This is a genomic window from Streptomyces sp. NPDC107538 (assembly GCF_055657445.1).
This window is the reverse complement of record NZ_JBVKAY010000003.1, coordinates 617,590-639,258: the sequence shown is the minus strand read 5'-3', so window position 1 is coordinate 639,258 and position 21,669 is coordinate 617,590. Positions and strand designations below refer to the sequence as shown.

Here is a 21,669-nt window from a genome sequence, read left to right as displayed (position 1 = left end):
CGCGAACGTAGCCCTACCGTGCGTGTGCGTACGTGCCGGATGACCGAGGAGTTCTCTTTTGGCCTGTGACCTCTGGCTGGTCCCGCTCGTCGACGTGCTCTGCCACACGCCCGACAACCCCTTCGCCGAGGAACTCGCGCTCTACAACAAGCTGCTGGGTGAGGCCGGGCTGCCACCGGTCCCGGTGTACCAGTACATGCCGGGCCTGACCGGCGAGGTCGCCCCCGTCGCGGGCTTCGACTACGACGCGCTGCACTTCCTGCGCCGGGCCTATCTGCTCCAGGTGTGCGGCCTCGCGGTGACACCGGTGGACGCGCTGGGCGGGGACTACGAGCAGCTGCTGGAGATGTTCGAGGGCACGGCCCAGCAGTCGCATCTGGTCTGGCACTACGACCACGCGGGCGCCTACGTCCCCGTCGACTTCCCGCAGCCCCTCTCCAGCGACGAACTGCTCGCCGGCGGCGGCCCCCTGGGCTCCTCCCAGGGCCTGCTGAGGGAACTGGAGTTCGTGGCCGCGGCCATCGGCATCGACCCGGCGAACCCGCCGTCGCCTCCCGAAGCACCGCTCGCACCCACGGAGTTGGAGGAACCGGCCGTTCCGGCGCCCTACGATCCCAGCCCCTTCGCCCGCGAACGGCACGTCTGGCTGGGCCTGCACGCGGCGGCGACCCGCAGCCTGGCCCAGGGCTCGATGATCGTCTTCAGCTGAGCCCCGACGATCCCGAGACTCAGCGCCCGGTCGCCGAGAGCCCCTTCTGCAGGTCCTCGGGGTTCATGACCGGGGTGTAGGTGACATCCGCGCCCAGTTCCAGGAAGAACGGCTCGGCGATCGCCGGCATCTGGGAACTGTCCTGCATGTCGAACACCAGATAGCAGGTGCGGTGCCCGTTGTCGGTGGTGAAGTAGGCCGCCTCCGGCTTGACCTGCTCCATGGAGGCCTGCATCAGCTTCCCCAGCGTGCCGTTGCGAATGGCGTCGTTCGACTTCTCCGTATCGAACCGCGCCTTGAAGAGAACGCGCATCGCACTCACTTCCTCCGGTTGCCCGATCGGTTGCCCGATATGCGTAAGTCTGCGCACTTTCCAGGATAGGCCCGGCCGGGCACGCCTGCGCGGGCCCGGCCGGTGTCCGGTAGGAGGGAGCGGGGTGGAGCCGGACGACGTCCTAGATGAACGAGTTGATCTCGATCGTCTCGTCGCGGCCCGGGCCGACGCCGATCGCGGAGATCGGGGCGCCGGACATCTCCTCCAACGCCTTGACGTACGCCTGGGCGTTCTTGGGGAGATCGGAGAAGGACTTCGCGGACGTGATGTCCTCGGACCAGCCCGGCAGGGTCTCGTAGATCGGCTTCGCGTGGTGGAAGTCGGACTGCGAGTACGGGAGTTCCTCGACGCGCTTGCCGTCGATCTCGTACGCCACGCAGACCGGGATCTGCTCCCAGCCGGTGAGGACGTCGAGCTTGGTGAGGAAGAAGTCCGTCAGGCCGTTGACGCGGGTCGCGTAGCGGGCGATGACCGCGTCGAACCAGCCGCAGCGGCGGTCACGGCCGGTGGTGACGCCCCGCTCGCCGCCGATGCGGCGCAGCGCCTCGCCGTCCTCGTCGAACAGCTCCGTCGGGAACGGTCCGGCACCGACACGTGTCGTGTAGGCCTTGAGGATGCCGATGACGCGGCTGATCTTCGTCGGTCCGACGCCCGTGCCCGTGCAGGCGCCGCCCGCGGTGGGGTTGGAGGAGGTGACGAACGGATAGGTGCCGTGGTCGATGTCGAGGAGCGTGCCCTGACCGCCCTCGAAGAGGACCACCTTGCCGTCGTCGAGGGCCTGGTTGAGCACCAGGACCGTGTCGGTGACGTAGGGCGCGAGCTTGTCCGCGTAGACGAGCAGTTCCTCGACGACCTGGTCGACGGAGATCGCGCGGCGGTTGTAGAGCTTGGTGAGCAGCTGGTTCTTGACGTCGAGGGCCGCCTCGACCTTCTGCGTCAGGATCGACTCGTCGTAGAGGTCCTGGACGCGGATGCCGACCCGGTTGATCTTGTCGGCGTAGGTCGGTCCGATGCCGCGGCCGGTCGTCCCGATCTTCCTCTTCCCGAGGAAGCGCTCGGTGACCTTGTCCACCGTCACGTTGTAGGGCGTGATGATGTGAGCGTTTCCGCTGATCAGGAGCTTGGACGTGTCGACGCCGCGCTCGTTCAGACCGCTCAGCTCGGAGAGCAGGACCGACGGGTCGACTACGACACCGTTACCGATGACCGGAGTGCACTCCGGAGTGAGGATCCCGGAAGGGAGAAGGTGGAGGGCGTACTTCTGGTCACCCACGACTACCGTGTGGCCGGCGTTGTTGCCGCCCTGGTAGCGCACCACATAGTCGACGGATCCGCCTAGCAGGTCCGTCGCCTTTCCCTTGCCTTCGTCACCCCACTGAGCACCGAGCAGCACAAGTGCGGGCACGCGCGTACACCCCTTCCGGGCGGGGCATGTCCAAGGTCGGGGGCGTACGCGGTGGCTCATTACCGTCGCGTGCACCGCGACCGCCGTTGGTCGCACCTGTAGGACCCGGATGCCCCGGAATAGACGAAGCCCCTGGCGCAATAGCGCAAGGGGCTCTTGCACAAAGATGCTACCCGAGGAAGCGAGGCAGGACCGAGGTGGCGACTGACGACCAGCTCCTCGTGGTCATCGACCCCCTCGCCCGTCGCACGGACGGCGAGGCCGTACGGATCGCGAAAGACGTGCTCAGCGCGGGTGCGGCGAGCACGAAGGTGTGTCTTCCGGAGGGCCCCGAGGAATTCGCGCGGGCGCTCGTCCGACGCGGTTCACGGCGTCCGGTGGTGGTCGGCGACGACCGCGCACTGCTGCGGACGGTGGCTCTATTGCATCGGCGGCGGGAGCTGGGGGCGTGCGCCCTCTCCCTGGTCCCCGTGGGCTCCGCCCTGGGCCTCGCCCACTCCCTGGGCGTCCCCACGGGCGCGGTCGCGGCGGCCCGCGCCGCCCTCGACGGCGTCGAGCACCGGCTCGATCTGCTGGTCGACGACAGCGACGGCGTGGTGCTGGGCACCCTCCGCATCCCGGCCCTGCCGGGCACGTCCTCCTCACCGGACCGCATGGACGGCATGGACGGCATGGGCGGCATGGACGGCAGGGGGATGGCTGGCGGCTCCGGTGGGGGCGACGGTTCGGGCCCGGCATTCGGACTGGGCCTCGGGCTGGGACGGGGACTGGGACTGGGAGGGCTGGGAGGACTGGGCAGAGGGAAAGGCCACGGGGCAGGATCGGGCCCGGGGGCGGGGGCGGGGGCGGGGGCGAGTCCCGGGACGGAAGCAGGAACGGGGAGGGGAAGGGGAGCGGGCACGGCCGGTGGCTCCCGTGGGGGTGACGGCTCGGGAACGGGGGACGGCTCCGGCATGGGCGGTGGTCCGGGTAGGGGCGATGGTCCGGGTACGGGCGGTGGCGCGAATTCGGGTACGGGGCGGGAGACAGGGGCCGGGGGCGCGGACGAGGACCACGGCTCGTCGTCCGGCCATCACTCCTGGCTGCGCGCCTGGCCGCAGTCCCTCGCCCGTACGCTGTCCACGCGGCCGGTGCGGCCCGCCCGGATGTCCCGTCCGCTGCGGCCCTCGCGCATACGGGTCTCCGCGGGCGGCGGTGCCGGGCCCGCGCGGCTGCGGGTGGAGGTGGACGGGGTGATGCTCGTCGACCTCGACCAGCCGGTGGAGGCTGTGTCGATCACACCCGGCATGGACGGCGGCGCCCGCGTCGAGATCCGTCCGGTGTCCCTGGGCGCCGCGGCGTCCGCTCTGCATGCCACCGGCCACCGGGTCACAGTCTCCGGCGCGGACTTCCGCTACCGGGCGGACTCCCTGGTCTCCGGGCCCGTACGAACACGGACGTGGACGGTACGGGAGGGGGCGTGGGGGCTGACGCTGCCGGGGTGAGGGCGGGGCGGAGGACCGATCACTATAGGCACGACGGGGCCCGCGAAAACGCGCGACACGCCGTTGCCGAGCATTTCCCGGCGTGGAATTCACGCGGGGGGCCGCATTGCTTATTGATGTACCCCTGAGGCTTCTTGATGCGTCGTCAGTCGGGCGCAGCGAGAGGTGACCTGACAGGTGGTCATGGGTCGGGTCGCGCACGGCACGTCCAAGAGGGTGACGACGTGTCAGTGTGTTCCGAACAGACGCTCCCCTCGAATCAAAGTGCCTGCTCATTGCCATATTTTGATGGGGTGTCAGGCGCGCCGATCGTCATCCATCGTCACCCTCCGGGGCGACATTTCGCGCGGCCGTTCAGCCCTATTTTCACACTTCTCCAAGCCTGCTCGAAATGACAGCCGAATTGGCCGTCATTACGTTCGTTCTCGTCGGCAGGTCCTGTCGACGAGAACGAAGAGAAGGGGAAGTGCATTGCGCACTCGTAAAGTCACAGTGATCGCCGCCTCCGTCGGCGTGGCAGTCGCGGCCGCCACCGGTGTCACCTACGCCAGCTCCGCCCTGGAGTCCGCTCCCCGGTCCACCACGATCGTCCAGGACGCCGCCCCCGCCCCTGCCCCGCGCGGCGGCAACGGCACGGGCACCGAGGCCGGCTCGAACGCGGCGTCGGACTCCGGGGGGAAGGAGAACAACTGGAACGGCAAGCGGGGCGAGGGTCGCGGTGACCGGGGTGACAACAGGGAGGAGGGCCGTATCTACATCAACGAGCGGTCGTACTCCGCCGACCCGGGTTCCTGCGTCGCCGTGGTCAACCTGAACAGCATCATCGACCAGTTCGACACCACCAGCTTCAACATCCGGAACGAGAGCGAGCGGACCGTCGAGTTCTACAACGGGCTCACCTGTGACAACGGCGCTCCCGTTGCCACGGTCGGCCCGCGCAGCTCCAGCCACGCGGTCGCCGGGGATCAGGAACTGGAAGACGTGGTTGTCGTGGGCAGCTTCCGCGTGATCAACGGGCACAACGGACACCACTGAAACTGACAACCGAGGCCTGAAGGCCTCAACGCACCACTGGAAACCCCGGCTCGCCGTAATCGAGCCGGGGTTCCGGCATGCATGTTAGTCAGTGCGCAGCGCGTGGACGGTTGGGGCCTGGGCGGCGAGTGCGCCGAGGGGTTCGCCGCTGAGGCGGCACACCCTCCATTCGTCGAGGAATTCGACGTCCAGCGATTTGTAGAAGTCGATCGTCGGCTCGTTCCAGGCCAGCACCCACCATTCGAAACGCTCGTAACCCCTCCGCTCACAGAGCGCGGCGAGGGCCGCGAGCAGCGCCTTGCCGTGCCCCGCGCCACGGGCGGGCGTAGCCGACGGTTCCGCCCGTGTCGTCGTCCTGCGCGATCAGCGCGTACGCCGCCGGGTGCTCGCCGAACAACGCCTCGCGGAGCTGCTCCTCGGTGGCCCGGGCCTGGTCGACGGCCTTCTCGTAGGCGGCCAGTTCGCGGATCATCGCGACGATCTCCGCGATGTCGTGCACGGTGGCGGTACGGATCATGCGGCGATCATCGGCCACGGCGTCGAGCCGTGTCCACCGGTGGGATCCGGCCCCCGCAAGCCCCTGGATACATAAGTCCGTTGAGACCCCGGGGCGGGTCGGTAAGGCTGCGGGGCATGGAGTTCTTCTGCTTTCACCGTGACCGGGCCGGCACTCTCGACCTACGGGAGGGGCTGGTGGAGGCGCACTGGTCGTACATGGACGGGTACGCGAAGGAGCTGATCGCCCGTGGTCCGACCTTCGCGGCGGACGGGGAGACGCCCTCCGGGAGCGTGCACATCGTCGACCTGCCGGATCCCGCCGCGGCACGGGCGTTCGCCTTCGACGAGCCCAACTACCAGGCGGGCGTGTTCCGGGACGTGCTGCTGCGCCGCTGGCGGAACCTGCTCGGCCGCACGATGTGGGAGTTCCCGGGCGGGCGCACGGGCGGCGGCCGCCGCTACCTGGTGCTCGGCCTCGCACCGGACCTCGGCATCGCCCCCGGCCCGGGTGCGGGTTCGGGTGGCGCCGCCGGCCTCGCCGTACCGGCCGCGTGGCGGGACGAGTTGATCGCGTACGGGCCGCTGCTGTCCGACGACGGCACGGCCTGGCTGGGCACGGCGGCCCTGGTCCGCGCCCCGGAGGGGGACGCGGCGCGCGCCGTACTGGCGGGGGAACGGTACGCCGAGACCGAGGTACGGGAGTGGGAGTTCGGCGGACGGCGGTGACGCGGGCTGCGCGCCCCGGAGGGCTGGGCTAGGGCGCGCACCCTCGCCGTACGAAGGCCACCATGTCCTCCAGGCCCTGTTCGACGCCGTTGGCCGGGATGCCGCCGGCGATCGCGAGGGTGACGTAACCGTGCAGCGCGGCCATGACCGGCAGGCCGATCTCGTCCGCCGGACCCTCGCGGACCTCGCCCCGGCGCTGCCCCTGCTCGATCAGCCGGTTGGCGAGGGCCGGCAACTGCTGCGAGACCTCGACCAGTTCGGGTGAGGCCGTGGGGTCGTACTTGACGGAGTACATGAGGTCCAGCAGGGCGGGGCTGGCGGTGGCGAACGCCATGTAGGCGCGGGTGAGGACGGCCAGCCGCTCCGCGAACGACTCCCCCGCCTCCCCCTGCGCGGCGGTCAGCGCAACCACCAGACGGTCGAACCCCTCCAGCGCCAGCGCGTCCAGCAGCGCCCGCTTGGTCCTGAAGTGGCGGCTGGGCGCGGCGGGGCTGACCCCGATGTCACGGGCCAGCTCGCGCAACGACAACTCGGCCACGCCCTTCTCCTGGAGCGCCTGCTCGGCGCGGGCCAGCAGAGCGGTGCGGAGATCTCCGTGGTGGTACGGGCGGCTCTTCATGTCTTGAGCGTATCCGAGTGTGTACACCAACTACATTGTAAGCATTGACTACATTGTGAGCGATGCATACATTGGAGTCATGACGAACCACTCCCAGCCCCACACCAAGACCCCTGCCTGGAACACCGCCCGCATCCCCGACCAGACCGGCCGTACCGCCGTCGTGACCGGCGCAAACAGCGGGATCGGGCTCGCCACGGTCGACGCGCTGGCGCGGGCCGGGGCCCGTGTCGTGCTCGCCGTGCGCGACCCGCGCCGGGGCGAGGCCGCCGCCGCGACCGTCGCCGGCGCGCGCGGCAGCGTGGAGGTGCGCCCGCTGGACCTGGCCGACCTGACCTCGGTCCGCCGGTTCGCCGCCGACTGGCAGGGCGACCTCGACCTGCTCATCAACAACGCGGGCGTCATGAACACGCCCGAGGGCGCCACGAAGGACGGCTTCGAGACGCAGTTCGGCACCAACCACCTCGGCCACTTCGCCCTGACCAACCTGCTCCTGCCGCACATCACGGACCGCGTCGTCACCGTCTCGTCCAACGCGCACAAGATGGCGGGCAGCCCGCGCATCCGCTTCGAGAACCTGAACCTGACGGGCGAGTACAACCCGGTGGCCGCCTACGGCCAGTCCAAGCTGGCCAATCTGCTGTTCACCCTGGAACTGCAGCGCAGGCTCGCCCTCGCGGGCTCCCCCGTCCGCGCCACGGCCGCGCACCCGGGCCTGTCCAGCACCAACCTGCAGAACCACGGCGCCAACTTCCTGCTGCGCGGCGCCGGACATCTCGCCAACCGCGTCATGGCCCAGGACAGCGCGGCCGGCGCCCTCCCCACCCTGTACGCGGCCGTCATGGAACTCCCCGGCGCCTCCTACGTCGGCCCCGACGGCCTCGGCGAGTGGCGCGGCGCCCCCACCCTCGTCGGCCGCTCCCCCAACGCCAGCGACCCGGAGACCGCGCGGCGCCTGTGGACCGTCTCCGAAGAACTGACGGGTGTCGCCTTCCCCGCCCACGCCTTCACCAGGGTGCCCGCCCCACTGTCGTCAGAAATAATCCGTTGACAACAAAGTGTTTGCATCGCACGCTGAACACATGACGTCACCCACAGACCCCTTCACGCCCCCGAGTGCCGACGAGGCGCGCGCCCAGCGCGTGTACACGGCGCTGTTCCGTATCGCCGAGCGGCACGCGGGTACGGCCGAGCAGCGGAACCGTCAGGTCCACCCGCATGTCCTCGGTCCGCACGAGGCGATCCGGCTGGTCTCGTACCTGCTGAGCGGTGCCGCCCTCCTCGACGACGGCGAGGCGGAGGTCGACCGCGCCGACATCACCGCCGCCCTGACCCTGATCCCCCTCGCCCGTGGCGAGATGGACGAACTGGAGGTCGGCCTCCTCGACATGGCCCGGGGCCGTGGCATGACCTGGCCGGAGATCGCCTTCGGCCTCGGCCTCCAGACCCCCCAGGCGGCCCGCCAACGCCACGAACGCCTGTCGAGCCGTACGGAGAAGACCGGCGAGTAGCCCCCGGCCACTCGGCTCCCACCCCGGACTCCGGCCGCCCCTCAGCCCTGGCCGAACAGCTCGTCGCGGCGTACGCGCCAGCGGCCCATCATCTCCTCGACCTCGGTCTCGACGAACTCGAAGAAGGCGAGGGTCTCGGCGAGCCGGCGCCCCGCCGGACTGTCGGCGCCCAGGCTGGCGACGCCCTCGCGCAACGCCTCCTCCCAGCGCTTCATGATGGCCTCGCGGTTGGTGAGGGCCTCGTACCACTGGTCGCTGTGGACGCGGTAGCGCTCACGCCGCGAACCCGGCTCACGCTCGCGTGACACCAGGTGCACCTGGGCGAGATAGCGGACCCCGCCGGAGACGGCGGCGGGGCTGATCTTCAGCTGTTCGCCCAGCTCGACGGAGGTCAGCGCGCCGGTGTCGGAGGCGAGGAGCGCGGCGAAGATCCGGGCCGCCATGCGCGGCATCCCGGCCTCGACGAGCTGCGCCGCGAAGTGCTCGACGAACCGGGAGACCGACTCGGCATCGCGCCCCACAGCCCCGGCACCGACACCGGCCTCGGTCCCGGCAGCGGCACGGGCACCGGCACCGGCCTTCGAATCCGCCATCCCTCGATCAACTCCCTCGGTATCCCCCGGCGTCCCCTCATATCCCCTGGTCAGACACCACGCCCAGCCTACCGTCAGTTCACACCCTTCCTTAACTTCACAAATTTCTGAAGTAAGCGTACGTTCTGAAACATGACGAAGGCCATCACCGTCGCCGGACTGCACAAGTCCTTCGGACGGACCCATGCGCTGGACGGCCTGGACCTCACCGTCGAGACCGGCGAGGTCCACGGCTTCCTCGGCCCCAACGGCGCCGGAAAGTCCACCACCATCCGCGTCCTGCTCGGCCTGCTGCGCGCCGACTCCGGTGCCGCGCAGGTCCTCGGCCGCGACCCGTGGAAGGACGCGGTGGAGGTGCACCGCCGGATCGCGTACGTCCCCGGCGACGTGACCCTGTGGCGGAACCTCTCCGGCGGCGAGGTCATCGACCTGTACGGCCGGCTGCGGGGCGGCCTGGACACCGCGCGCCGCGCCGAGCTGATGGAACGCTTCGAACTGGACCCCACCAAGAAGGGCCGCACCTACTCCAAGGGCAACCGCCAGAAGGTCGCCCTCGTCGCCGCCTTCGCCTCCGACGTCGACCTCCTCATCCTCGACGAGCCCACCTCGGGCCTCGACCCGCTGATGGAGGAGGTCTTTCAGCGCTGCGTACGGGAGGAGCGCGACCGGGGCCGTACGGTCCTGCTCTCGTCCCACATCCTCAGCGAGGTCGAGGAGTTGTGCGACCGGGTGAGCATCATCCGCAAGGGCGTCACCGTGGAGAGCGGCTCCCTCGCCGACCTGCGCCATCTGACCCGCACCACCGTCACCGCCGAACTCGCCGGTCCGCCCAACGGGTTGGCCCACCTCCCCGGCGTCCACGGCCTCGACGTCCGGGGCCACCGCGTCCACCTCCAGGTCGACACCGACAAACTCGACGCCGTCCTGCGCTCCCTGACCGACACCGGCGTACGCTCCCTGACCTCCACTCCCCCGACCCTGGAGGAACTGTTCCTGCGGCACTACCAGGCGGGAGACCAGACGGGAGACCAGGCGGGAGACCAGGCGGGAGAAGTGACAGAGGTGACCGCGCGATGACCGCCACCGCAGCCGACCCGTTCACCGTACGATCCGGCGGGACCCGCCAACTGGCCGGTACGGGAACTCTGTTGCGGTTCGCCCTGCGCCGCGACCGGGTGATGGTGCCGGTCTGGGTGGTGGTGACGGGGCTGATGGTCCTCTCCATGCCGAGCAGCCTGGAGAGCCTGTACGGCACCGCCGCCGAACGCGCCGACCTCATGCGCCAGATGACCACCAACTCCTCGCTGCGCGCCCTGGTCGGCCCGGTCTTCGACGACTCCCTCGGCGCCCTGACCGCCTGGCGCGTCGGCGTCTACGCCGGTCTCCTCGCCGCCGTCATGAGCCTCCTCGTCGTCATCCGCCACACCCGCGACGAGGAGGAGAGCGGCCGCCAGGAACTGATCGCCTCCGGCACGGTCGGACGCCGGGCCTCCCTGACCGCCGCCCTGCTCACGGCGGCCGTCGCCAACGCCGGGCTGGCCCTGCTCGTCACCCTCGGCCTCGCCGGTCACAGCACGGCGGGCGCGCTCGCCTTCGGGCTGGGCATCGCCGGCGTCGGGATGGTGTTCGCGACGATGGCGGCGGTCGTGGCCCAACTGACGGAGAGCGCGCGGCTGGCGCGGGGGCTCACGGCGGGGGTGCTGGGCGCGGCGTTCGTCCTGCGGGCGGCGGGCGACGCTTCCGAGAACGAAGGTTCGTCTTTCTGGACGTGGGTGTCGCCGCTGGGGTGGCTCGAAAACGAGCGTTCGTTCGCGAACGAGCGGTGGTGGGTGCTGCTGCTGTTCGTGGCCGCGACGGCGATCCAGGCGGCGGTGGCGTACGCCCTCGCCGGCCGCCGGGACGTCGGCATGAGCTTCCTGCCGACCCGGCCCGGACCGGCCGCCGGACGCCTGGGTACGGCCGGCGCGCTGGCCTGGCGGCTGCAACGCGGCAACGTCCTCGGCTGGAGCATCGGCTTCTTCCTCACCGGCCTCGTCTACGGCGGGCTGACCGAGGGCACGGCCGACTTCGTCGGCGACAACGAGGCCGCCCGCGAGATCTTCGAGCGCATGGGCGGCCAGTCCGGCCTCACCAACGCCTTCCTCTCCTCGATGATCGGCATGCTCGGCCTGATCGCCGCGCTCTACGTCGTCGGCGCGGTGCTGCGCCTGCACGGCGAGGAGACCTCCGGGCGCGCCGAACCGCTTCTCGCGGGCGCGGTGGGCCGGCTCCGCTGGGCCGCCGGACATCTGGCCGTCGCCTTCGGCGGAACCGTGTGGATCATGCTCCTCGCCGGCCTCGGCTTCACCCTCGGCTACGGCAAGGAGGCCGGCCCGATCCTGGGCGCCTGCCTCGTCCAGGTCGCCGGGGCCTGGGTCGTCGGCGGCGCGGCCGTCCTGCTCCACGGCCTCGCCCCCCGTGCCGTGCCGGCGGCCTGGGGCCTGGCCGGAGCCGTCCTCCTCATCGGCTGGATCGGCCCCGTCCTCGACGCCCCCCAACTCGTCCTCGACCTCTCCCCTTTCGGCCACCTCCCGAAGCTGCCGGGCGGCGAGATGCGGTGGACACCGGTCCTGACCCTGACCGCGCTCGCGGCGGCGCTGGTGGCGGGCGGTCTGGCCGGACTGCGGCGGCGGGATCTCAGCAGCTGAGGACAGGGCTGAACAGGACGCTCCGGCGAACCAAGAACCACCGCCGCACCCGACGCGTCCCTCCGGTCATGGACCGACTGGGACCGGAGAAGCGAGAGTCAGAGAAACGAGAGCCAGAGGGCCGGGGAGCAGCGCGCCGGGAACTGGATCGGCACGGCGCGTTGGGCTGTGGAGGGTGTGCGCTGTCGGCGGTGGGCATGGTGGCCACGACGCTCGTCTGGAGCACCTCGGACCGCACGCGACGCCATCTCCGGGGCGGCTTCGAGGGCGAGGACATGGACTACACCGTCCTCGCCACCGAGCTTCCGTTCGTCGCCCTCGCCGGGGCCGCCCTCCCAGCCGTCGTCTGCCTGGCGATCGCACTGGTGCTGGCCCGGCGGAGGGGGCCCTGACCGGGGCCGACAGCCGAGCCCGGGCCAAGGCCGGAGTCGGGCGGCGGGCGTTCCTCAGAGCTCGACGGCCAGGCCGTCCAGGCCCCGGATCACGAAGTTCGGCTTGCGGGTCGGCTCCGTGGCGAGGGCGAGGGTCGGGGCCTTCTCCAGAAGGGCGGTCATCGAGGCCGCCAGTTCGATACGGGCCAGGGGTGCGCCGATGCAGTAGTGGATGCCCGCGCTGAACGAGATGTGCGGGTTCTCCTTGCGGCCGAGGTCCAGCTTCCCCGGGTCGGCGAAGACCGCCGGGTCATGGTTGGCCGAGCCGAACAGCATCGCGATCTCCGCGCCCCGGGGCACCGTCGTCCCGTCGATCTCGATGTCGTCCAGCACCCACCGCTCGAACAGCTGCAGCGGGGTGTCGTACCGCATCAGCTCCTCCACCGCCGTCGGCACCAGCGCGTGGTCCGCCCGCAGGGCCGCCAGCTGCTCCGGGTTCCGGAACAGTGCCCACCAGCCGTTCACCGTGGCGTTCACCGTCGCCTCGTGCCCCGCGTTCAGCAGCAGCACACAGGTCGAGATCATCTCCTGCTCGGTGAGCCGGTCGCCCTCGTCGTACGCGGCGATGAGCCCCGAGATCAGGTCCTCGCCCGGCTGGGCCCGCCGGCGCGCGATCAGCTCCCGGAGAAACTCCGAGAACTCCACCGACGCCCGCACCGCCCGCTTCGCCGTCTCCTCCGAGGGGCTCAGCTCGTACATCCCGCAGATGTCCGCCGACCAGGGCCGCAGCTGCTCCCGGTCCGACTCGGGGATCCCCAGCATCTCGGCGATCACCGCCACCGGCAGCGGCTCCGCGACATCCGTCAGCAGGTCGCCCCCGCCGGCCGCCACCAGCCCGGCCACCAGCTCACCGGCCAGCTCCTCCACATACGGCTTCAGCCGCTCCACCGTGCGCGGCGTGAACGCCTTCGACACCAGCCGCCGGATCCGCGTGTGGTCCGGCGGCTCCAGGTCGAGCATCCCGTGGTCGTTCAGCGTGTGGAACGGCTCGTGCTCCGCCGGCGGCGCCGTCCGCCCGAAGTCCTCGTGCGTGAACCGGTGCTGATACGTCCGCCCGAGCCGCCGGTCCCGCAGCAACGCCGAGACGTCCGCGTGGTGCGGGACGAGCCACTGGTTCGTGGGCTCGAACCACCGCACCCGCCCCTTGGCCCGCAGCTCCTCGTACGCCGGGTACGGGTCGGCCACGAAGTCGGGGTCCCACGGGTCGAAAGCGAGATCGGAAGCAGCTGCCATGGGGCGACGCTAGCCCGGTTCCCCCGTTCTGACCAGGGGCGTCCTACCGACGAGGGGTGCCCCGCCAATGAGGGGCGCCCTGCCGACCGGGGCTCTCCCAGCCCGGCGTGACCGGTCAGCCCGGCGTGACCAGTCTCGCCTCGTACGCGAACACCGCCGCCTGCGTACGGTCGCGCAGGCCCAGCTTGACCAGGACGCGGCTCACATGGGTCTTGATCGTGGACTCGGCGACCACCAGACGCTCGGCGATCTCCGAGTTGGACAGACCCTGGGCGATGAGGACCAGGACCTCGGTCTCGCGGTCGGTGAGCTCGCCGTACGCCAGCTGCGTGGCCGCCGAAGGGCGGGGGGCCTGCGCCAGCTTGGAGAACTCCGTGATCAGACGCTTGGTGACGGACGGCGCGAGCAGAGCCTCACCGGCGGCCACCACCCGGACCCCGTCGGCCAGTTGCCGGGCGGAGGCATCCTTGAGCAGGAAGCCGGAGGCCCCCGCGCGCAGCGCCTGGTACACGTACTCGTCGAGGTCGAACGTCGTCAGCACCAGCACCCTCGCCCCGCCGTCCGACGCCACGATCTCCCGGGTGGCCTCGATGCCGTTCAGCTCGGGCATCCGAATGTCCATCAGGACGACGTCCGGCGACAGCTCCCGGACCCGGTCGACCGCGTCCCGGCCGTTCACCGCCTCGCCGACCACCTCGATGTCCGGCATCGCGCCGAGCAGCACGGAGAAGCCCTCGCGGACCATCATCTGGTCGTCGGCGATCAGCACACGGATCGTCATGCGTCGGCCTCGCTCGCACTGGACACCGGCAGGAACACCGTCACCTCGTAGCCTCCGTCCTCCGTCTCGGCCGTCGTCATCTCGCCGTTCAGCATCGTGACCCGCTCGCGCATCCCGGTGAGGCCGTGGCCCGTGCCGTGGGTGGACTTCACCAGGGTGACCTCCGGCGACGGGCCGTTGACTATGCGCAGGCCGAGCCCGCCCAGGACGTAGCCGATCTCCACGCGGGCGGTCGCGCCGGGGGCGTGCCGCAGAGTGTTGCTGAGGGCCTCCTGCACGATGCGGTACGCCGACAGCTCCACGCCCTGCGGGAGTTCACGAACCGCTCCGGTGACCGCCTTGTCGACCGTGAGGCCGGCCTCCCGCACATTGGCGAGCAGGGCGTCGAGGTCGGCGAGGGTGGGCTGCGGGGCGTCCGGGGCCTCGTAGTCCTCGGCGCGGACCACGCCGAGGACGCGGCGCAGCTCGGTGAGCGCGGCCACCGCGTTCTCCCGGATCGTGGCGAAGGCCTGCTCCAGCTCCGGCGGCGGGTTCTCCACCCGGTAGGGCGCCGCCTCGGCCTGGATGGCGACCACCGACATGTGGTGGGCCACCACGTCGTGCAGCTCTCGGGCGATGGTGGTGCGCTCCTCCAGGAGGGTGCGCTTGGACCGCTCGTGCTCGGTCACCGTCTGCTGCGCGGTCACCTCGCGCTGGGCGTTGCGGCGTATGGTCAGCGCGGAGGCGGCCAGCAGGGACATCGCGGAGACGACCAGCAGCGGGCCCGTGTTCGACGCGTAGTGCCCGGCTCCGGGGAGGATCTCGGCGATCACGCCGTAGGCCGCGGTCAGTCCCCACATCCAGGCGGCTATGCGCGGCCGGGTGCGCAGGGCCACGACCGTCATCACCACGAGATGGGCAGCGAAGCTGCCGGGCGCCCACGGCCAGTCGCTCCACATGGTGCCGAACGCGGCGGTGAACGGGGTCGCCGCCATGGACACCCAGAAGGCCCCCACGGGCCGGATCAGCGTCAGCAGGACCGGGCAGAAGGCGAGGAGAGCCACCAGCAGCCCGCCGAGGTCGCCCGCGCTCTCGCTGGACGAGGCCGCGATGGTCGCCGTGAACAGGCCGGCCACCACGACGGCCGCGTGCGGCGCCCAGGCCGCGTACTCGCGGAGGCGGCCGGAGAGGCGTCCGGTGAACGGGCCGTCCATCTTCAGCGGCGGCAGTGGTCGGTAGGCGAACGCGTCGTGGAACAGGTCCTGCCGCAGCCTGCGCCACGCGTCCATCGCCATCTGGAACTCCGGGCTGCTCGGCCTGCCCCCGCCGCGCGAGGGCATCGTCTGCGTCTGGGTCGTCTCGGTCACATGGAAAACGGTAGGCGGAGGGCCGGGGCGGCGTCGTCACCAGTGAGGAGGGTCTGTCCGGGTCCGTCTCAGGTACTACGGGTACGGCGGGTACGACGGGTACGGGTACGCGAGTGGCTGTTCCTCAGTAGCCCGTGGGGCGGACGAGGCCCGACTCGTAGGCGAAGACGGCCGCCTGGGTGCGGTCGCGCAGGCCCAGTTTGACCAGGATGCGGCCCACGTGGGTCTTCACGGTCTGTTCGGCGACGACGAGGCGCTGGGCGATCTCGGCGTTGGACAGTCCCTGCGCGATCAGGCTGAGCACCTCCGTCTCCCGCTCGGTCAGATCGCCGACACGCTCCTTCAGCGGGGCGCGGGGTGTGGTGCCGAGACGGGAGAACTCGGCGATGAGCCGGCGGGTGATCCCGGGGGCGAGCAGGGCGTCGCCCGCCGCGACGACCCGTACCGCCTCCGCCAGCTGGTCGGCGGAGGCGTCCTTGAGGAGGAAGCCGGACGCGCCCGCGCGCAGCGCCTCGTACACGTACTCGTCGAGGTCGAAGGTGGTGAGGACGAGGACTCTGATGTGCGGGTGCTCGGTGGTGATGCGCCGGGTGGCCTCGATACCGCCCAGCTCGGGCATGCGGATGTCCATCAGGACGACGTCCGGGGCGAGTTCGGTGACCTTGTCGATCGCGTCGAGGCCGTGCACCGCCTGGCCGACGACGTCGATGTCGGGCTGGGTGTTGAGCAGCACCGAGAAGCCCTGCCGGACCATCTGCTGGTCGTCGGCGATCACTACACGAATGGCGCTGCTGGTCATGGACTCTGTTCTCCTGTCGTGTCCGGTGCGCGTTCCGAGGGATCGCCACCGGGGCCGCCGTTGCGGGGGAGGAAGGCCACGACGGCGAAGCCGCCGTGAGAGGTCTCGGTCGCCATGAGGGTGCCACCGAGCATGGCGACCCGCTCACGCATACCGAGCAGCCCGTGCCCGGCGCCGGGCGACGGCGGCGCCCTGTGCACGGGACGGGAGTTGATCACCCGCACCTGCAGCCCGCGCGGGAAGTGGGTCAGCTCCACCCGAACGGTCGACCCGGGCGCATGCCGCAGCGCGTTGCTCAATGCCTCCTGCACTATCCGGTACGCCGACAGCTCCACACCCGGCGACAGCGGTCTCACCTCCCCCTCGATCTCGGTGACGACCCGCAGACCGGCCGCGCGAGTGTTGTCGATGAGCGCGTCGAGCCGGTCCAGGGTGGGCTGCGGGGCGTGCGGGGCGGTGCCCTCGGCGGCGGCCGCCGCGCCGTGCGGGTCGTCGGGGCCGGTGTCCGACACGTTCTCGGAGCGCAGGACACCGAGGACCCGGCGGAGTTCGGTGAGGGCCTCCAGCGCGTTCTGCCGGATGCCTTGGAGGTTCTCCCTCAGCTCCTCGGAGGGGTTCTCCACGAGGTGCGGGGCGACCTGGGCCTGGATCGAGATCACCGACATGTGGTGGGCGACCACGTCGTGCAGCTCGCGCGCGATACGGCTGCGCTCCTCCAGGACGGTGCGGCGGGCGCGCTCCTCGGCGGTGATGCTCGTCTGCTCGACGAGCTGGGTGCGGGCCTCGCGACGGCCGCGCATGGCACTGCCGAGCAGGGCGGCACCGGCGAACAGGGCCAGCGCCAGCGGGCTCGTCGACGCGTACGGACGGGAGCCGGCGAGGCTCTGGAGGGCGAAGGTGCCCAGCGTGGTCAGCACCAGCACCTCGATCACCACGCGGTTGGGCAGGCGCAGCGCGAGGAGGAAGAGGATCAGCGCGTGGGCGACCAGCCCCATCGGACTCCACGGCCACGGCACGTCGTGGTCGACCGTGCTCTGGGGAAGCGGGTTGGTGAGGCCGGTGCCCGTCTCGGGGAAGTCCGGCCGCTGGAAACGCGAGCCGGTGTCGGTCTGTTCGGCGAAGAGCCGGGCCCGGACACCGAGGGCCACCACCGTGGTGACGACCATGGAGCCCCACCACGCCGGCACCGGCCACCACAGCGCGAGCACCACGGCCGCCGCCTGGGCCAGTGAGCACAACAGCGTGTACTCGCCGCCCAGTTGGTAGCGGTCGTCCATCTGGTCGATGTTGCCGAGCATGGTGACGAACGCGAGGACGACGACCAGACCGTGCGGAAGCCGGCGCAGCCGGGCGGAGGGTGGCAGCGGGTGCGGCCTGGCGCTCCCCAGGTCCTCGCGCAGCAGCCGTAGCCCTCCGGTCAGCCGCTTCTCCACCCCACTCATTCCCCACACCCTAGGCATGGCGCACCGCTTGGGCCGGTGAGTTCTGCGGTTGGGGGGTCGTACGGGACCGGGTCGTACGGGACCGGATCGCCCGGGAGGTCCGGCGCGGGCGGCGGTTCTCGTAGCCGTGGAACGCGGACCAGCAGAGCAGGAGCGCGAGCGTGAACACCGGCAGCCAGGCCAGGCGGGCGGCCACCCAGGTCAGGTCGTCGGGGAGGGTGTGCAGGCCGGGGAGGCGGCCCGCCGCCAGGCCCGTGGCGGTCGTCGCCATCATCGCCGTCTGGTGCCAGAGGAACACGGTCATCGCCGAGAGGTTGACCAGCGCCACCGCCGCCCAGGCCACCGGACGGCGGCGCAGCGTACGGCGGAGGGGGCCGCGCAGGAGCAGGGCCAGGCCGCACTGGGCCAGGCCGAAGGTGACGGCGGCCAGGGTGGGTGGGTTCAGGTTGGAGATCTGGGCGCCGGGGACGCCGACCATCGACGCCGGGTAGCCCGCCCAGAGGATCAGGGCGGCCGTCGCCGCCGTGCCGGACAGCAGCAGGGTCCAGCCCGCGCGCAGGCGTTCCAGTTCGCCTCGGGTCCAGGCCGCGCCCAGGGTGTACGGGACCAGCCAGCCCGCGGCCAGGTTGAGCCAGCCGACGGCCTGGGGGCCACCGAGGCCGAAACGGACGAGGTCGACGTGGAGGACCACGGCCAAGGGCCAGAGCGGGTTGAGGCGGGTGAGGAGAGGGGTTGCCGCGGTCAGCGCCGCGAAGACCAGGAGGAACCACAGCGGGGACAGGGCCAGCTTCAGGAGGGTGTGGACCGTGTCCATGCGGGTGCCGGTGGCCAGGAGGGTGAGCGTGATCGCCGTCCAGAGCGTCAGGAGGGCGGCGGCCGGGAGGAACAGGCGGGTCAGGCGGGTGCGGAGCCAGTGGGTGTACGGGGTGCCTCGGGATCGGGCGGAGGTGTAGCTCCTCGTGGCCACGTGGCCGCCCACCAGGAAGAAGACGGCGAGGGTCTGGAACAGCCAGGAGATGGGGGCGAGTTGGGGCATGTGCTGGAGGGGGCTGGTGGTGTGGAGGGTGGTGCCGTCGGCTACCAGGGCGGTGACCAGCCAGTGGCCCAGGATTATGCCGAGTATGGCGAGGGCGCGGAGGGCGTCTATGGCGCGGTCTCGGTGGGGTGGGGTGGTGGTGTCGATGTGGTGGACGGCTCGGTGGAGGGGGGTGGGGAGGAGCTTGGGGTTCTTGGGTGGCTTGGGGTGCCTGGGGTGCCTGGAGGGCTTGGGGTGGGGGGTCTGTGCGGGTGCGTTGGGGGGCATCCGGCCTTCGGCCGGATCTGGTTTCCCACCCGCACCGCCCGTGCGGGAATCGTCGTCGGGTGCGGGTGGCCCCTGTGGGGGTTGAGCGCCGTCGGCGACTGCGGGTTCGGGGCGGGTGCGTGCTGCGGGTTCGGGGTGGATGCGTGCTGCGGCTTCGGTTTCTCTGACCGGCGCAGTCCCAGGTGCGTTGTTCGTCGCGGTCCCGAGTGCGTCGTCCGTTGCGGGCTCAAGTGCGTTGTTCGTCGCGGGCTTGTGTGCCTTGCTCGTCGCGGGCTTGCGGGCGTTGTTCGTTGTCGGGTGGTGGTGGGCTGTAGCCGTTGGCGTTGGGGCGTGGGGGTTATGCATGGGTGGGCTCCGGGAGGGTGCCTTGGGCTATGTGGGCGAGGTTGTCGAGGGAGGTGGAGTGGGGGGTGAAGTAGTCGCTGTGGCCGGCGGAGCCCGCGGGGAAGACGTGGGCGCCGAAGGAGGGGGACGTGGGGTCGGGGCCGAAGCCGATGGTGGTGCCGAAGAGGGCGGCTCGGGTGTGGGGGACCATGGCGATCCAGTCGTCCGTGCCTCTGGCCGCCCAGACGCGGGCCGAGGTGTGCAGGGCCGCCGCGCTGTCCGCGCCCGTGCCGGGGCTGCCGATCAGGACCAGGTCGTCCATGTCGTCGAGACCGGTGGCCGCTCGGGCGCAGACGACCGAGCCGTAGGAGTGGCAGAGCAGGGCGATGCTGGTCGAGTCGCCCACCAGGCCCCGTAGTTCGCGGACGAACGTGCGCAGGTGAGGCGCCGCCCGGTCCGCCCGGGTCGGTGTGAGGACCGTCGTGCTGATCGTGCCCGGCGTCTCGTAGCCGAGCCAGGCGATCACCGCTGTGTCCGGGCCCGTGCGGTCGTGCAGGGCCGCCGCGGCCTCGTGGAAGCGGTCGTACGTGTCCAGGCTGGTGTCCGATCCCGGGACCAGGATCGCTATGTGGCGGGCCGTCAGCAGATCGCCCAGGACCTCCACGGCCTGGCCCGCGCCTCGGCCGTCGAACGCCAGGAGCTGTCGGGCGGGTGCCGCCAGCCACCGGTCCGTCGCTGCCCGGCTGCGGTCGCCGTGGGTGTCGGCCATACGGGACGCCTCCTCCGCGTTCGCGCGGTTGGCCTCGTACGTCGACCGGAGGGTCGTCGAGGTCGGTGGGGCGAGCGATGCCGGGAGCGGGGCGGGGATCCGGGGGTGGGCCGCGGCGGAGACCGGGACGGTCACGGCCGTGGCCACGAGGAGGGCGAGGAGTGTGCGGCGGAGGCGGGCCGGCCAGGGGGTGCGAGCGGACGGCGTTCGCGGTGGTGCCGGTTGCGGGCTCGGTTCCGTGGGTGGTCGGAGGTCCGCCTCCGGCCATGTCGCGACCCCCATGTCACCCGCCCCTTCCCCTCCGCGCCGCCCGTCCTTCGGGCCGCTCTGGGAAGGAAGTTATGGATCGGGGGGCGTCGTCGGCGTCCCGCCCGGGAGCTCACCTTGGAGGTAGCTCTCAGGTACTACGGGTATCTGCGGGGAGGAGTTGAGAAGGGGCTGAGGAGTCGGGAGGGGGCGGGAGGGCTGGGGAGGGGTGGGGAGGGGTGGGGAGGGGTGGGGAGGGGTGGGGGCGGTAGCTGGTCACCACGCCAGTTGTGCGATCTCCTCCACCACCACCGCGCATGCGTCCGCCGCCGGGTCGATGAGGGGGAAGTGGCCGACCTCCTCCAGCAGGGTCAGGCCCACGACCTCGCCCGCCTTGGCCGCGGCGTCGGCGTACGCCTCGGCGACGGCCTGGGGGACGACGATGTCGGAGCGGCCCTGTACGAGGGTGGTGGCGATGCCGGTCGGGAGCAGGAGGGCGGGGTCGGCGTAGGGGCGGCGGTCGGTGAACTTGTCCTGGCCGCCGAGGAGTTGGAGGGCCGCGCCGTTGCAGACGTCCAGCTTCTCGGCCACGGTGAGGTCGGCGATGGGGGCGAGGGCGACGACGCCGCGGAGGGGGGTGGGGCGGGGGGTGCGCCACGGGGAGTCGGGCGGGAGTACGTGGCGGGCGGCGGCCCACAGCGCGAGGTGGCCGCCGGCGGAGTGGCCGGTGAGGACCGTGCGGCGGGGGTCCGCCTGGGGCAGGGCCCGGCGTACGAGGTCCGGCAGGGCGTCCAGGGCGGTGGCGATGTCGTCGAACGTCTCCGGCCAGCGGCCCGCGACCGGGGTGGGGGCGCCGGTGGGGCCCGACTGGGTGGGGAGGGAGCTGCCCCGCCGGTACTCGATGTTGGCCACCGCGAAGCCGTGGCGGGCGAGGAAGTCGGCGAAGGGGGTGATGTGGTGGCGGTCGTGGGGGGTGCGCCAGGCGCCGCCGTGCAGGACCACGACGACGGGGGCGGTGGCGGTGTCTGTGCCTCCCCCGGTGCCTGTGCCTTCGGCCGGGGTGGGGGTGCGGGGGGCGTAGAAGTCGATCACCTGGTCGGGGTGGTCGCCGTAGGGGGCCGTGGCGTCGGGGGTGACCGGTGGGTGGGAGAAGGCGGATGCCTCTTCGGCGGCATCGCGGAGTGCGGCGTCGTCGTCGGGCATGCGCCCACCTCTCGGGGAAACTGATTTGGAAGGGTTTGGGTGGGCGGGTGCCTGGGAAAGGGGCGCCTGCCGTTGGCGGGGACGGTATCAGGCCCGTGACGTGCGCCTACACGGGGATGTGACGCTGGGTCAGGGGGTGGGGTCGGGGGTTGAGGGGTGGGCTCGGGGGTTGGGGAGCGGGGCGGAGGTGG

General features: G+C 71.4%; 21 protein-coding genes and 1 pseudogene. 9 read left to right on the top strand and 13 right to left on the bottom strand.

Going from position 1 to position 21,669, the window contains the following annotated elements:
- Positions 1-58: 58 nt before the first annotated feature.
- Entirely contained in the window at positions 59-709 is a 651-nt protein-coding gene (locus tag ACZ7MG_RS13400; RefSeq protein WP_471390090.1) for a hypothetical protein, read from the top strand.
- 19 nt (positions 710-728) lie between these two features.
- On the opposite strand, the gene ACZ7MG_RS13395 is transcribed toward ACZ7MG_RS13400, so the two are convergent.
- The gene (locus ACZ7MG_RS13395; protein ID WP_471390087.1) at positions 729-1,022 is read right to left on the bottom strand and encodes a DUF3303 family protein; all 294 of its coding nucleotides are present in this window, start codon (positions 1,020-1,022) and stop codon (positions 729-731) included.
- A 142-nt stretch (positions 1,023-1,164) separates the two neighbouring features.
- Positions 1,165-2,448 (bottom strand): adenylosuccinate synthase, encoded by a 1,284-nt coding sequence (locus ACZ7MG_RS13390; protein ID WP_471390084.1) that lies wholly within the window; start codon positions 2,446-2,448, stop codon positions 1,165-1,167.
- Between the two features lie 197 nt (positions 2,449-2,645).
- On the opposite strand from ACZ7MG_RS13390, the gene ACZ7MG_RS13385 reads away from it, so the two are divergent.
- Positions 2,646-3,932, top strand: coding sequence for a diacylglycerol kinase family protein (locus tag ACZ7MG_RS13385; RefSeq protein ID WP_471390081.1), 1,287 nt, complete (start codon positions 2,646-2,648; stop codon positions 3,930-3,932).
- A gap of 471 nt (positions 3,933-4,403) precedes the next feature.
- A complete protein-coding gene (locus tag ACZ7MG_RS13380) occupies positions 4,404-4,967 on the top strand; it encodes a hypothetical protein (RefSeq protein WP_471390078.1) in 564 nt (187 codons plus the stop codon).
- Positions 4,968-5,051: 84 nt separating this feature from the next.
- Here ACZ7MG_RS13380 and ACZ7MG_RS13375 read toward each other — a convergent pair.
- Positions 5,052-5,484 (bottom strand): annotated as a pseudogene (locus ACZ7MG_RS13375) (GNAT family N-acetyltransferase).
- A gap of 116 nt (positions 5,485-5,600) precedes the next feature.
- Between ACZ7MG_RS13375 and ACZ7MG_RS13370 the strand changes: the two are divergent.
- Positions 5,601-6,191, top strand: coding sequence for a YciI family protein (locus tag ACZ7MG_RS13370; RefSeq protein ID WP_471390075.1), 591 nt, complete (start codon positions 5,601-5,603; stop codon positions 6,189-6,191).
- Between the two features lie 28 nt (positions 6,192-6,219).
- Here ACZ7MG_RS13370 and ACZ7MG_RS13365 read toward each other — a convergent pair whose 3' ends face one another.
- A complete protein-coding gene (locus tag ACZ7MG_RS13365; protein WP_471390073.1) occupies positions 6,220-6,810 on the bottom strand; it encodes a TetR/AcrR family transcriptional regulator in 591 nt (196 codons plus the stop codon).
- 79 nt (positions 6,811-6,889) lie between these two features.
- Here ACZ7MG_RS13365 and ACZ7MG_RS13360 point away from each other — a divergent pair, with 79 nt between their 5' ends.
- Both ACZ7MG_RS13360 and ACZ7MG_RS13355 read left to right on the top strand, forming a co-directional pair.
- Positions 6,890-7,861 carry an oxidoreductase gene (locus tag ACZ7MG_RS13360; protein ID WP_471390070.1) on the top strand — a complete coding sequence of 324 codons (972 nt, stop codon included), beginning with the start codon at positions 6,890-6,892 and terminating at the stop codon, positions 7,859-7,861.
- A gap of 31 nt (positions 7,862-7,892) precedes the next feature.
- Positions 7,893-8,321, top strand: a complete 429-nt coding sequence (locus tag ACZ7MG_RS13355; protein ID WP_471390067.1) for a DNA-binding protein — start codon at positions 7,893-7,895, stop codon at positions 8,319-8,321.
- 41 nt (positions 8,322-8,362) lie between these two features.
- Here the strand turns inward: ACZ7MG_RS13355 and ACZ7MG_RS13350 are convergent, their stop codons facing one another.
- On the bottom strand, positions 8,363-8,914 hold the full coding sequence (locus tag ACZ7MG_RS13350) for a GbsR/MarR family transcriptional regulator (protein ID WP_471390065.1): 552 nt from the start codon (positions 8,912-8,914) through the stop codon (positions 8,363-8,365).
- Between the two features lie 132 nt (positions 8,915-9,046).
- Here ACZ7MG_RS13350 and ACZ7MG_RS13345 point away from each other — a divergent pair, with 132 nt between their 5' ends.
- The 3 genes from ACZ7MG_RS13345 to ACZ7MG_RS13335 all read left to right on the top strand — a co-directional run bounded on the left by ACZ7MG_RS13345 (position 9,047) and on the right by ACZ7MG_RS13335 (position 11,993).
- Positions 9,047-9,991: an ABC transporter ATP-binding protein gene (locus ACZ7MG_RS13345; protein WP_471390063.1), complete on the top strand. Its 945-nt coding sequence runs from the start codon at positions 9,047-9,049 to the stop codon at positions 9,989-9,991.
- Positions 9,988-11,601, top strand: coding sequence for an ABC transporter permease (locus ACZ7MG_RS13340; protein WP_471390060.1), 1,614 nt, complete (start codon positions 9,988-9,990; stop codon positions 11,599-11,601). The genes ACZ7MG_RS13345 and ACZ7MG_RS13340 overlap by 4 nt, the downstream gene beginning before the upstream one ends.
- A 197-nt stretch (positions 11,602-11,798) precedes the next feature.
- Positions 11,799-11,993 (top strand): hypothetical protein, encoded by a 195-nt coding sequence (locus tag ACZ7MG_RS13335; protein WP_471390058.1) that lies wholly within the window; start codon positions 11,799-11,801, stop codon positions 11,991-11,993.
- A 54-nt stretch (positions 11,994-12,047) separates the two neighbouring features.
- On the opposite strand, the gene ACZ7MG_RS13330 is transcribed toward ACZ7MG_RS13335, so the two are convergent.
- From ACZ7MG_RS13330 to ACZ7MG_RS13295, 8 genes are all read right to left on the bottom strand, one after another.
- The gene (locus ACZ7MG_RS13330; protein ID WP_471390055.1) at positions 12,048-13,265 is read right to left on the bottom strand and encodes a cytochrome P450; all 1,218 of its coding nucleotides are present in this window, start codon (positions 13,263-13,265) and stop codon (positions 12,048-12,050) included.
- 115 nt (positions 13,266-13,380) lie between these two features.
- The gene (locus tag ACZ7MG_RS13325) at positions 13,381-14,046 is read right to left on the bottom strand and encodes a response regulator (RefSeq protein ID WP_471390052.1); all 666 of its coding nucleotides are present in this window, start codon (positions 14,044-14,046) and stop codon (positions 13,381-13,383) included.
- Positions 14,043-15,392 carry a sensor histidine kinase gene (locus ACZ7MG_RS13320; RefSeq protein WP_471390050.1) on the bottom strand — a complete coding sequence of 450 codons (1,350 nt, stop codon included), beginning with the start codon at positions 15,390-15,392 and terminating at the stop codon, positions 14,043-14,045. The genes ACZ7MG_RS13325 and ACZ7MG_RS13320 overlap by 4 nt, the downstream gene beginning before the upstream one ends.
- 124 nt (positions 15,393-15,516) lie before the next feature.
- Positions 15,517-16,191: a response regulator gene (locus ACZ7MG_RS13315; RefSeq protein WP_471390047.1), complete on the bottom strand. Its 675-nt coding sequence runs from the start codon at positions 16,189-16,191 to the stop codon at positions 15,517-15,519.
- Positions 16,188-17,633 (bottom strand): sensor histidine kinase, encoded by a 1,446-nt coding sequence (locus ACZ7MG_RS13310; protein ID WP_471390044.1) that lies wholly within the window; start codon positions 17,631-17,633, stop codon positions 16,188-16,190. The genes ACZ7MG_RS13315 and ACZ7MG_RS13310 overlap by 4 nt, the downstream gene beginning before the upstream one ends.
- A 10-nt stretch (positions 17,634-17,643) precedes the next feature.
- On the bottom strand, positions 17,644-18,936 hold the full coding sequence (locus tag ACZ7MG_RS13305; protein WP_471390041.1) for an acyltransferase family protein: 1,293 nt from the start codon (positions 18,934-18,936) through the stop codon (positions 17,644-17,646).
- Between the two features lie 337 nt (positions 18,937-19,273).
- Positions 19,274-20,176, bottom strand: a complete 903-nt coding sequence (locus ACZ7MG_RS13300) for an alpha/beta hydrolase (protein ID WP_471390039.1) — start codon at positions 20,174-20,176, stop codon at positions 19,274-19,276.
- A gap of 375 nt (positions 20,177-20,551) precedes the next feature.
- On the bottom strand, positions 20,552-21,478 hold the full coding sequence (locus ACZ7MG_RS13295) for an alpha/beta hydrolase (protein WP_471390036.1): 927 nt from the start codon (positions 21,476-21,478) through the stop codon (positions 20,552-20,554).
- Positions 21,479-21,669: the final 191 nt, after the last annotated feature.

Excerpts from the sequence above, each read along its gene's own strand:
- ACZ7MG_RS13395 (WP_471390087.1), bottom strand. The coding sequence starts at position 1,022 with ATGCGCGTTCTCTTCAAGGCGCGGTTCGATACGGAGAAGTCGAACGAC.
- ACZ7MG_RS13370 (WP_471390075.1), top strand. The coding sequence starts at position 5,601 with ATGGAGTTCTTCTGCTTTCACCGTGACCGGGCCGGCACTCTCGACCTA.
- ACZ7MG_RS13365 (WP_471390073.1), bottom strand. The coding sequence starts at position 6,810 with ATGAAGAGCCGCCCGTACCACCACGGAGATCTCCGCACCGCTCTGCTG.
- ACZ7MG_RS13360 (WP_471390070.1), top strand. The coding sequence starts at position 6,890 with ATGACGAACCACTCCCAGCCCCACACCAAGACCCCTGCCTGGAACACC.
- ACZ7MG_RS13355 (WP_471390067.1), top strand. The coding sequence starts at position 7,893 with ATGACGTCACCCACAGACCCCTTCACGCCCCCGAGTGCCGACGAGGCG.
- ACZ7MG_RS13350 (WP_471390065.1), bottom strand. The coding sequence starts at position 8,914 with ATGGCGGATTCGAAGGCCGGTGCCGGTGCCCGTGCCGCTGCCGGGACC.
- ACZ7MG_RS13345 (WP_471390063.1), top strand. The coding sequence starts at position 9,047 with ATGACGAAGGCCATCACCGTCGCCGGACTGCACAAGTCCTTCGGACGG.
- ACZ7MG_RS13340 (WP_471390060.1), top strand. The coding sequence starts at position 9,988 with ATGACCGCCACCGCAGCCGACCCGTTCACCGTACGATCCGGCGGGACC.
- ACZ7MG_RS13335 (WP_471390058.1), top strand. The coding sequence starts at position 11,799 with ATGGTGGCCACGACGCTCGTCTGGAGCACCTCGGACCGCACGCGACGC.
- ACZ7MG_RS13330 (WP_471390055.1), bottom strand. The coding sequence starts at position 13,265 with ATGGCAGCTGCTTCCGATCTCGCTTTCGACCCGTGGGACCCCGACTTC.
- ACZ7MG_RS13325 (WP_471390052.1), bottom strand. The coding sequence starts at position 14,046 with ATGACGATCCGTGTGCTGATCGCCGACGACCAGATGATGGTCCGCGAG.
- ACZ7MG_RS13315 (WP_471390047.1), bottom strand. The coding sequence starts at position 16,191 with ATGACCAGCAGCGCCATTCGTGTAGTGATCGCCGACGACCAGCAGATG.
- ACZ7MG_RS13310 (WP_471390044.1), bottom strand. The coding sequence starts at position 17,633 with ATGAGTGGGGTGGAGAAGCGGCTGACCGGAGGGCTACGGCTGCTGCGC.
- ACZ7MG_RS13305 (WP_471390041.1), bottom strand. The coding sequence starts at position 18,936 with ATGCCCCCCAACGCACCCGCACAGACCCCCCACCCCAAGCCCTCCAGG.
- ACZ7MG_RS13295 (WP_471390036.1), bottom strand. The coding sequence starts at position 21,478 with ATGCCCGACGACGACGCCGCACTCCGCGATGCCGCCGAAGAGGCATCC.